The sequence below is a fragment of the Caballeronia sp. LZ032 genome (assembly GCF_031451315.1).
Lineage (GTDB): Bacteria > Pseudomonadota > Gammaproteobacteria > Burkholderiales > Burkholderiaceae > Caballeronia.
This window is the reverse complement of the sequence record NZ_JARUXP010000009.1, coordinates 57,349-63,348: the sequence shown is the minus strand read 5'-3', so window position 1 is coordinate 63,348 and position 6,000 is coordinate 57,349. Positions and strand designations below refer to the sequence as shown.

The window sequence follows — 6,000 nt, the reverse complement described above, 5'->3', positions numbered from 1 at the left end:
CTGCCATACGATCATGAATTGCGTCGACGTGTGCCCGAAGGGGCTCAACCCGACCAAGGCGATCGGCAAGATCAAGGAATTGATGGTGCGCCGGGCGGTTTAAGGCAAGACAAGGCATCGAACAACGCGAAAGGCGCGGCCCCTCAAAAGGCCGCGCCTTTTTGTCTGGCGCGCGCCAAAAGCGGTCACGGTCCAGCAGGGTACTATTCCCGCATACGAAGCCAACCGTCTCAGGTGCGTTCATGCCGCGCTCACTCCATCTCAGCAACCTTCGCCTGGCCGATGGCCAGCGCGTGTCCGTCACCATCGAAGACAAGCGTATCGCAGCGCTTGGCCCTGAGCTTGCCGTGCCGCCCGGCGTGCCCGTCGAAGACGGCGGCGACGCGCTGCTGCTGCCGGGCTTCGTCGAGGGCCACACGCATCTCGACAAGACCCACTGGGGACTGCCGTGGTATCGCAACGAAGTCGGCCCGTTGCTGACCGACCGCATCAGCAACGAACGCGCGTGGCGCAGCACGTCAGGACATAGCGCCGAAACCCAATCGCTGGCACTGGCGCGTGCATTCATGCAGGCCGGGACCACGCGTTTGCGCACGCACGTTGACATCGATACCGATGCGGGCCTGCGTCACCTCGAAGGCGTGCTCGCCACGCGTGAAACCCTGCGCGAGATGCTCGACATGCAGATCGTCGCGTTTCCGCAGTCGGGCATGCTGATCCGTCCAGGCACGGCCGAACTGCTCGACCGCGCGCTCGCCGAAGGTGCGGACGTGCTCGGCGCACTCGATCCCGCCTTGATCGACCGTGATCCGGTGGCCTCGCTGAACACGACATTCGCGCTCGCGCAACGCCATGGCAAGCCCATCGACATTCATCTGCACGAACCCGGCGAAGTGGGCGCATTCACGCTGCGGCTGCTGCTGGAGCGCGTCGAGGCGACGGGCATGCAAGGGCAAGTCGTCATCAGCCATGGCTTCTGTCTGGGCGCATTGCCAGAACGTGAACGCGACAGCTTGCTCGATCGCATCGCGCACTTGCGAGTGGCGTTGATGACGAGCGCGCCGCCGTCAGTCACCGTGCCGCCCTTGAAGACATGCATCAATAAAGGCATCACGATATTCGGCGGCAACGACGGCATACGCGAGACCTGGACGCCCTACGGCGTGCCCGACATGCTCGAACGCGCGATGCTGATCGGCATGCGCTACGACCTGCGGCGCGACGACGATCTGCAGCTTGCGTTCGATACCGTCAGCGTGGCCGGAGCACGCGGCTGCGGTTTTACGGACTATGGCTTGCGCGTCGGCGCGCGCGCGGATCTCGTGCTCGTCGATGCAAAGTCCGTCGCACAGGCGGTCGTCGCGCGGCCGAAGCGCAAGCTCGTCATGGCGAACGGGCGCATCGTCGCGCGCGACGGAGCACTCGTCGCGTGATGAAGCCTTATCAACGCCGCGCGCCGAGCGTGAGCTTCACGTGGCGGTTGACGTCCTTGTACAAGAGATAGCGGAAGCGCCCTGGTCCGCCTGCGTAGCATGCTTGCGGACAGAAGGCGCGCAGCCACATGAAGTCGCCGGCCTCGACCTCGACCCAGTCCTGATTCAGCCGATACACCGCCTTGCCTTCGAGCACATAGAGCCCGTGCTCCATCACGTGCGTTTCCGCGAACGGAATCACGCCGCCGGGCTGGAACGTGACGATGTTCACGTGCATGTCGTGACGAATGTCTTCGGGATCGACGAAGCGCGTCGTCACCCAGCGCCCTTCGGTGCCGGGCATTGGAATGGGCTCGATGTCCAGCTCATTGGTCACGAAGGCGTCGGGAAGCGGCACGCCATCGACGGCCTCATAGTGCTTGCGCAGCCAGTGAAAGCGCGCGGCATCCTGATGACGATTGCGCATCTGCCAGGACACGCCCGGTGGAATGAACGCATAGCCGCCGGGCTTGAGCACATGCAGGGCGCCTTGCAATGTCAGTTCGATCTCGCCTTCCACGATGAACAACACGCCTTCGGCATCGGGGTCCTGCTCGGGCTGCTCGCTGCCGCCACCGGGCGCGACTTCCATGATGTATTGCGAGAACGTCTCGGCGAATCCCGTCAACGGGCGTGCCAGGACCCACAGACGGGTCTTGTCCCAGAACGGCAGATAACTGGTGACGATGTCGCGCATCACGCCTTTCGGAATGACGGCATAGGCTTCGGTGAACATCGCACGGTCGGTCAGGAGTTCGGTCTGCGCCGGATGGCCGCCATGCGGCGCATAGTAGGGTTGGCTTGACATACGAGAGTCTCCGTAAGGGTGGACATCGCATGCGCGTGGCGGAGCCGTGATCGTTGCGCCGTGCCGCGCATCGATCCATCATAGTCTTTCCGGCGCAGCCCGATGGCGCCTTTGCCGTGACCGCCTACAGCGGCACGTCTTCGATCAGTGCGAGACGCAATGCGCGAATGCGGCGATCCACGAAGTAGCCGCCGCCTTCCGTGTAACGCAGATAGAGACGCCCGCAGACCGAGCACTCCCACACGCCGCAACGGTTGTACGGGAAGTAGCGCGGCGCGATGGGCGCGTCCGCTGACCAGTACTGGATCTTGTTGGGCAGATACTCGGCGAACGTGGGCTCCGGATCGTCTTGCGGCCACAAGGTGCCGATCTCGCGGAGCTGCGTTTCGTCGAGAGAAAGCGGTTGCGACTGCCAGCCGTCGAGCGGGGTTTTCGTGCAGGTGCAGGGGCCGGGATTGCCGGCCTCGGCGTGTCGTGCGAGTTCGATGAGTGCTGCAGTGTCCAGGGTGTCGGGCATGACGCGTGAAGTCGGAGAGGCGAACGCGTCATCATGCGCGCGCGGGCGTGAGTTCGGCAAGCCCTCAGCCGTTCATCATCCGGTCACGTTGTGCCGCGACCCAGGTGCGATCGAAGCGTCCTTGCGCGATGGCTTCGAGCTGTGCCGCTTCCTTCGCTGCCTGCTTGCGCGCGCCTTCGATGACGGCTTCGACATCGGCCGGTGCAATGGCCAGCACGCCGTCCTCGTCGCCGACGACGATATCGCCCGGATGCACCACCATGCCGCCCACGGTCACCGGCACGTTGATCTCGCCCGGTCCGTTCTTGTAGGGTCCGCGATGCGTGACGCCGCGCGCATACACCGGAAAATCACGCTGGCTCAGCGCGCCGACGTCGCGGATCGCGCCATCGATCACGAGGCCCTGCACGCCGAGGCTTGCCGCATAGCTCGCCATGATGTCGCCCATCAGCGCTTGCGTGAGTTCGCCTGCGCCATCGATCACGAGCACGTCGCCGGGGCGGCAGTAATCGAACGCGCGATGAATCGCGAGATTGTCGCCGCCGCGTGTGCGCACCGTGACCGCGGTGCCGGCCATCGGCCGCGGACTATGATAGGGACGCAGCCCGGTCGTGCCGCTCACGCGGGCCATGTTGTCGCTCAGAAGCGAGACCGCGAGTTCGCGCAACGCAGCGAGCGTCGCGGGGCTCGCCTGTACCGCCGATTCATGTTCACGCCAGCCAGCCGGATTCATGACGTTGCTCTTTCGGTGGATTGTTGTTGTCGGTCGAGCTGCGCGTTGAGGCGTCCATACACGGCCCGCGCGTTGTCTTCGTAGATGCGCTGACGGTCGGCATCCGCGAGCCATTCGATGGCGTCGATATAGCGGCGCGTATCGTCGTAATGATGGCCGGTCTCGGGATCGATGCCCTGCACCGCGCCGATCGTCTCCGATGCAAACAGGATGTTCTTCGCCGGGATCACCTTGGCGAGCAGCTCGGCGCCCGGCTGGTGATAGACGCAGGTATCGAAGAACACGTTGTTGAGCAGATACTCGGTGAGCAGCGGCCGCTTCATGTCCTGCGCGAGTCCGCGATAGCGGCCCCAGTGATAAGGCACTGCGCCGCCGCCATGCGGAATGATGAACTTGAGCGTCGGGAAGTCGGCGAACAGATCGCCGCTCAGCAACTGCATGAACGCGGACGTATCGCCGTTGATGTAATGCGCGCCCGTTGCATGAAAGTTCGGGTTGCACGACGACGAGACGTGGATCATGGCCGGCACGTCGAGTTCGACCATCGCTTCATAGAGCGGATACCAGGACCGGTCCGTGAGCGGCAGCCCGGACCAATGACCGCCCGATGGATCCGGATTCAGATTGCAGCCGATGAAGCCCAGTTCTTGCACGCAGCGCCGCAATTCGGCGATGCAGTTGTCCGGCGCGACACCGGGAGCCTGCGGCAACTGGCACACGCCGACGAAGTTACGCGGAAACAACTCCACCACGCGATGCACGAGATCGTTGCATGCGCCGGACCAGACGGCATTGGCTTCGGCTGTGGCGAGGTGATGACCCATGCCGGCGGCGCGCGGCGAGAAGAGGGTGAGATCGGTGCCGCGTTCGCGCTGGATGCGCAACTGCCCGCCTTCGATGCTCGCGCGAATCTCGTCATCGGACACGGCGGGCAGCGGGGGCGGCGTATGACCGTCCTTCAGCGCGGCAATCTGTTTCGCGCGCCATGCTTCATGCTGCGGGGGCGAGGTCGTGTAGTGGCCATGGCAATCGATGATCATGCGTAAGGTCCGTTGCGTTGAGTGCGAATTCAGGTGCGTGCGGCGGGGTCGCCGGCGGGCAGGGAGGAGGCTTCGTCGTCGGCGGGCTTGACGCGCATGACCAGCGCGATCACGGTGGCCACCACGAGAAACGCCGCGATGGTCAGCAACGCGAGTTTGAAGTTGCCGGTTGCGTTGCGCACGAGGCCGATGCTCCACGGCCCCACGAGCCCGCCGAACTGCGCGATCGTGTTGATGAGCGCGATGGTGGCCGCGCCTGCCGCGCCGGTCCGGAACGACGATGCGAGACTCCAGAACAGCGGATTGCCTGCGTAGATGAAGAGCCCTGTCACGCACAGGAGCACATAGGCGATGACGGGATTCGGCGCATAGGCGCTGCCCGCGATGGCCACGGCGCTCATGCCATAGACGAAGGCGAGATGCTTCTTGCGGTCGCCGGTGCGGTCGGAACTGCGGCTGATGATGAAGGTGCCGAGCACGCCCAGCAGCGGCGGCGCGGCCGAGAGAAAGCCGACTTCGATGTTGCTCAGGTGGCCGAGGCTCTTGACGATCTGCGGCAGCCACAGGAACAGTCCATAGATGCCGACCAGTGCGCAGCCGAAGAGGCAGGCGAGGCTCCATACGCGGATGTCGCCCGCGACGCGCAACAACGGGAAGTGCTTGGCGCCGCCCACGGCTTCGCGTTCGGCGGCGAGCGTGGTTTCGAGCCACTGCTTTTCGTCGTCGCTCAGCCAGTCGGCTTCAGCGGGCCGCTCCGTCATGATGCGCAGCGTGAGCAGGCCGAGCAGCATCGCGGGAATGCCTTCGAGGATGAACATCCATTGCCATCCTTGCAGGCCCAGCACGCCGTTCGCGTAGGTCATGAGCATGGTCGAGATGGGGCCGCCGAGCACGGCCGAGAACGATCCCGCGATGATGTAGCCGCCCACCGCGCGGGCCCGGTAGCGCACCGGGAACCACTTGGTCAGATAGACCGCGACGCCCGGCAGGAAGCCCGCTTCCATCACGCCGAGCGTGAAACGCAGCACGTAGAAGCTCTTGTCGTCGAAGACGAAGGCAGTGGCCGCGGCGACGGCGCCCCACGTCAGCAGGATGCGCGCAATCCAGCGGCGCGCGCCGACGCGATGCAGCAACAGGTTGCTCGGCACTTCGAGCACCATGTAGCCGACGAAGAAGATGCTGCCCGCGAAGCCGAACACGGCCGGGCTGAAGCCGAGCGCCTTGTTCATGTCGAGCGCGGCGAAGCCGATGTTGATGCGGTCGAGATAGTTGAAGAACATCATGGCGAAGAGCAAGGGCATGAGCCGCCCGTAGACTTTTCGCATCGTCGCCGCTTCGTTGAAAGGGGTCATGCCGTCTCCACGTTCTTCATCGGATCGCGAGGCTCTGCGGCCCCGCTTTACAAACAGCCTGCGCCGTTCTTGCAATCG

General features: G+C 64.5%; 6 protein-coding genes and 1 pseudogene. 2 read left to right on the top strand and 5 right to left on the bottom strand.

Going from position 1 to position 6,000, the window contains the following annotated elements; translation table 11 throughout:
- Positions 1–103 (top strand): annotated as a pseudogene (gene sdhB / locus QCE69_RS37995) (succinate dehydrogenase iron-sulfur subunit); the annotation flags it as partial.
- Positions 104–242: 139 nt separating this feature from the next.
- Positions 243–1,433, top strand: a complete 1,191-nt coding sequence (locus QCE69_RS37990; protein WP_309935966.1) for an amidohydrolase family protein — start codon at positions 243–245, stop codon at positions 1,431–1,433.
- Between the two features lie 10 nt (positions 1,434–1,443).
- Here the strand turns inward: QCE69_RS37990 and QCE69_RS37985 are convergent, their stop codons facing one another.
- The 5 genes from QCE69_RS37985 to QCE69_RS37965 form a co-directional block, all read right to left on the bottom strand.
- The gene (locus tag QCE69_RS37985) at positions 1,444–2,280 is read right to left on the bottom strand and encodes a bifunctional allantoicase/(S)-ureidoglycine aminohydrolase (RefSeq protein ID WP_309927729.1); all 837 of its coding nucleotides are present in this window, start codon (positions 2,278–2,280) and stop codon (positions 1,444–1,446) included.
- 124 nt (positions 2,281–2,404) lie between these two features.
- Positions 2,405–2,797: a hypothetical protein gene (locus tag QCE69_RS37980; RefSeq protein ID WP_309927727.1), complete on the bottom strand. Its 393-nt coding sequence runs from the start codon at positions 2,795–2,797 to the stop codon at positions 2,405–2,407.
- A 64-nt stretch (positions 2,798–2,861) separates the two neighbouring features.
- The gene (locus QCE69_RS37975; RefSeq protein ID WP_309935965.1) at positions 2,862–3,530 is read right to left on the bottom strand and encodes an RraA family protein; all 669 of its coding nucleotides are present in this window, start codon (positions 3,528–3,530) and stop codon (positions 2,862–2,864) included.
- Positions 3,527–4,570, bottom strand: coding sequence for an amidohydrolase family protein (locus QCE69_RS37970; RefSeq protein ID WP_309935964.1), 1,044 nt, complete (start codon positions 4,568–4,570; stop codon positions 3,527–3,529). Before QCE69_RS37970 ends, QCE69_RS37975 begins: the two co-directional genes overlap by 4 nt.
- A gap of 29 nt (positions 4,571–4,599) precedes the next feature.
- Positions 4,600–5,922, bottom strand: a complete 1,323-nt coding sequence (locus QCE69_RS37965) for an MFS transporter (protein ID WP_309927720.1) — start codon at positions 5,920–5,922, stop codon at positions 4,600–4,602.
- Between the last annotated feature and the right edge of the window lie 78 nt (positions 5,923–6,000).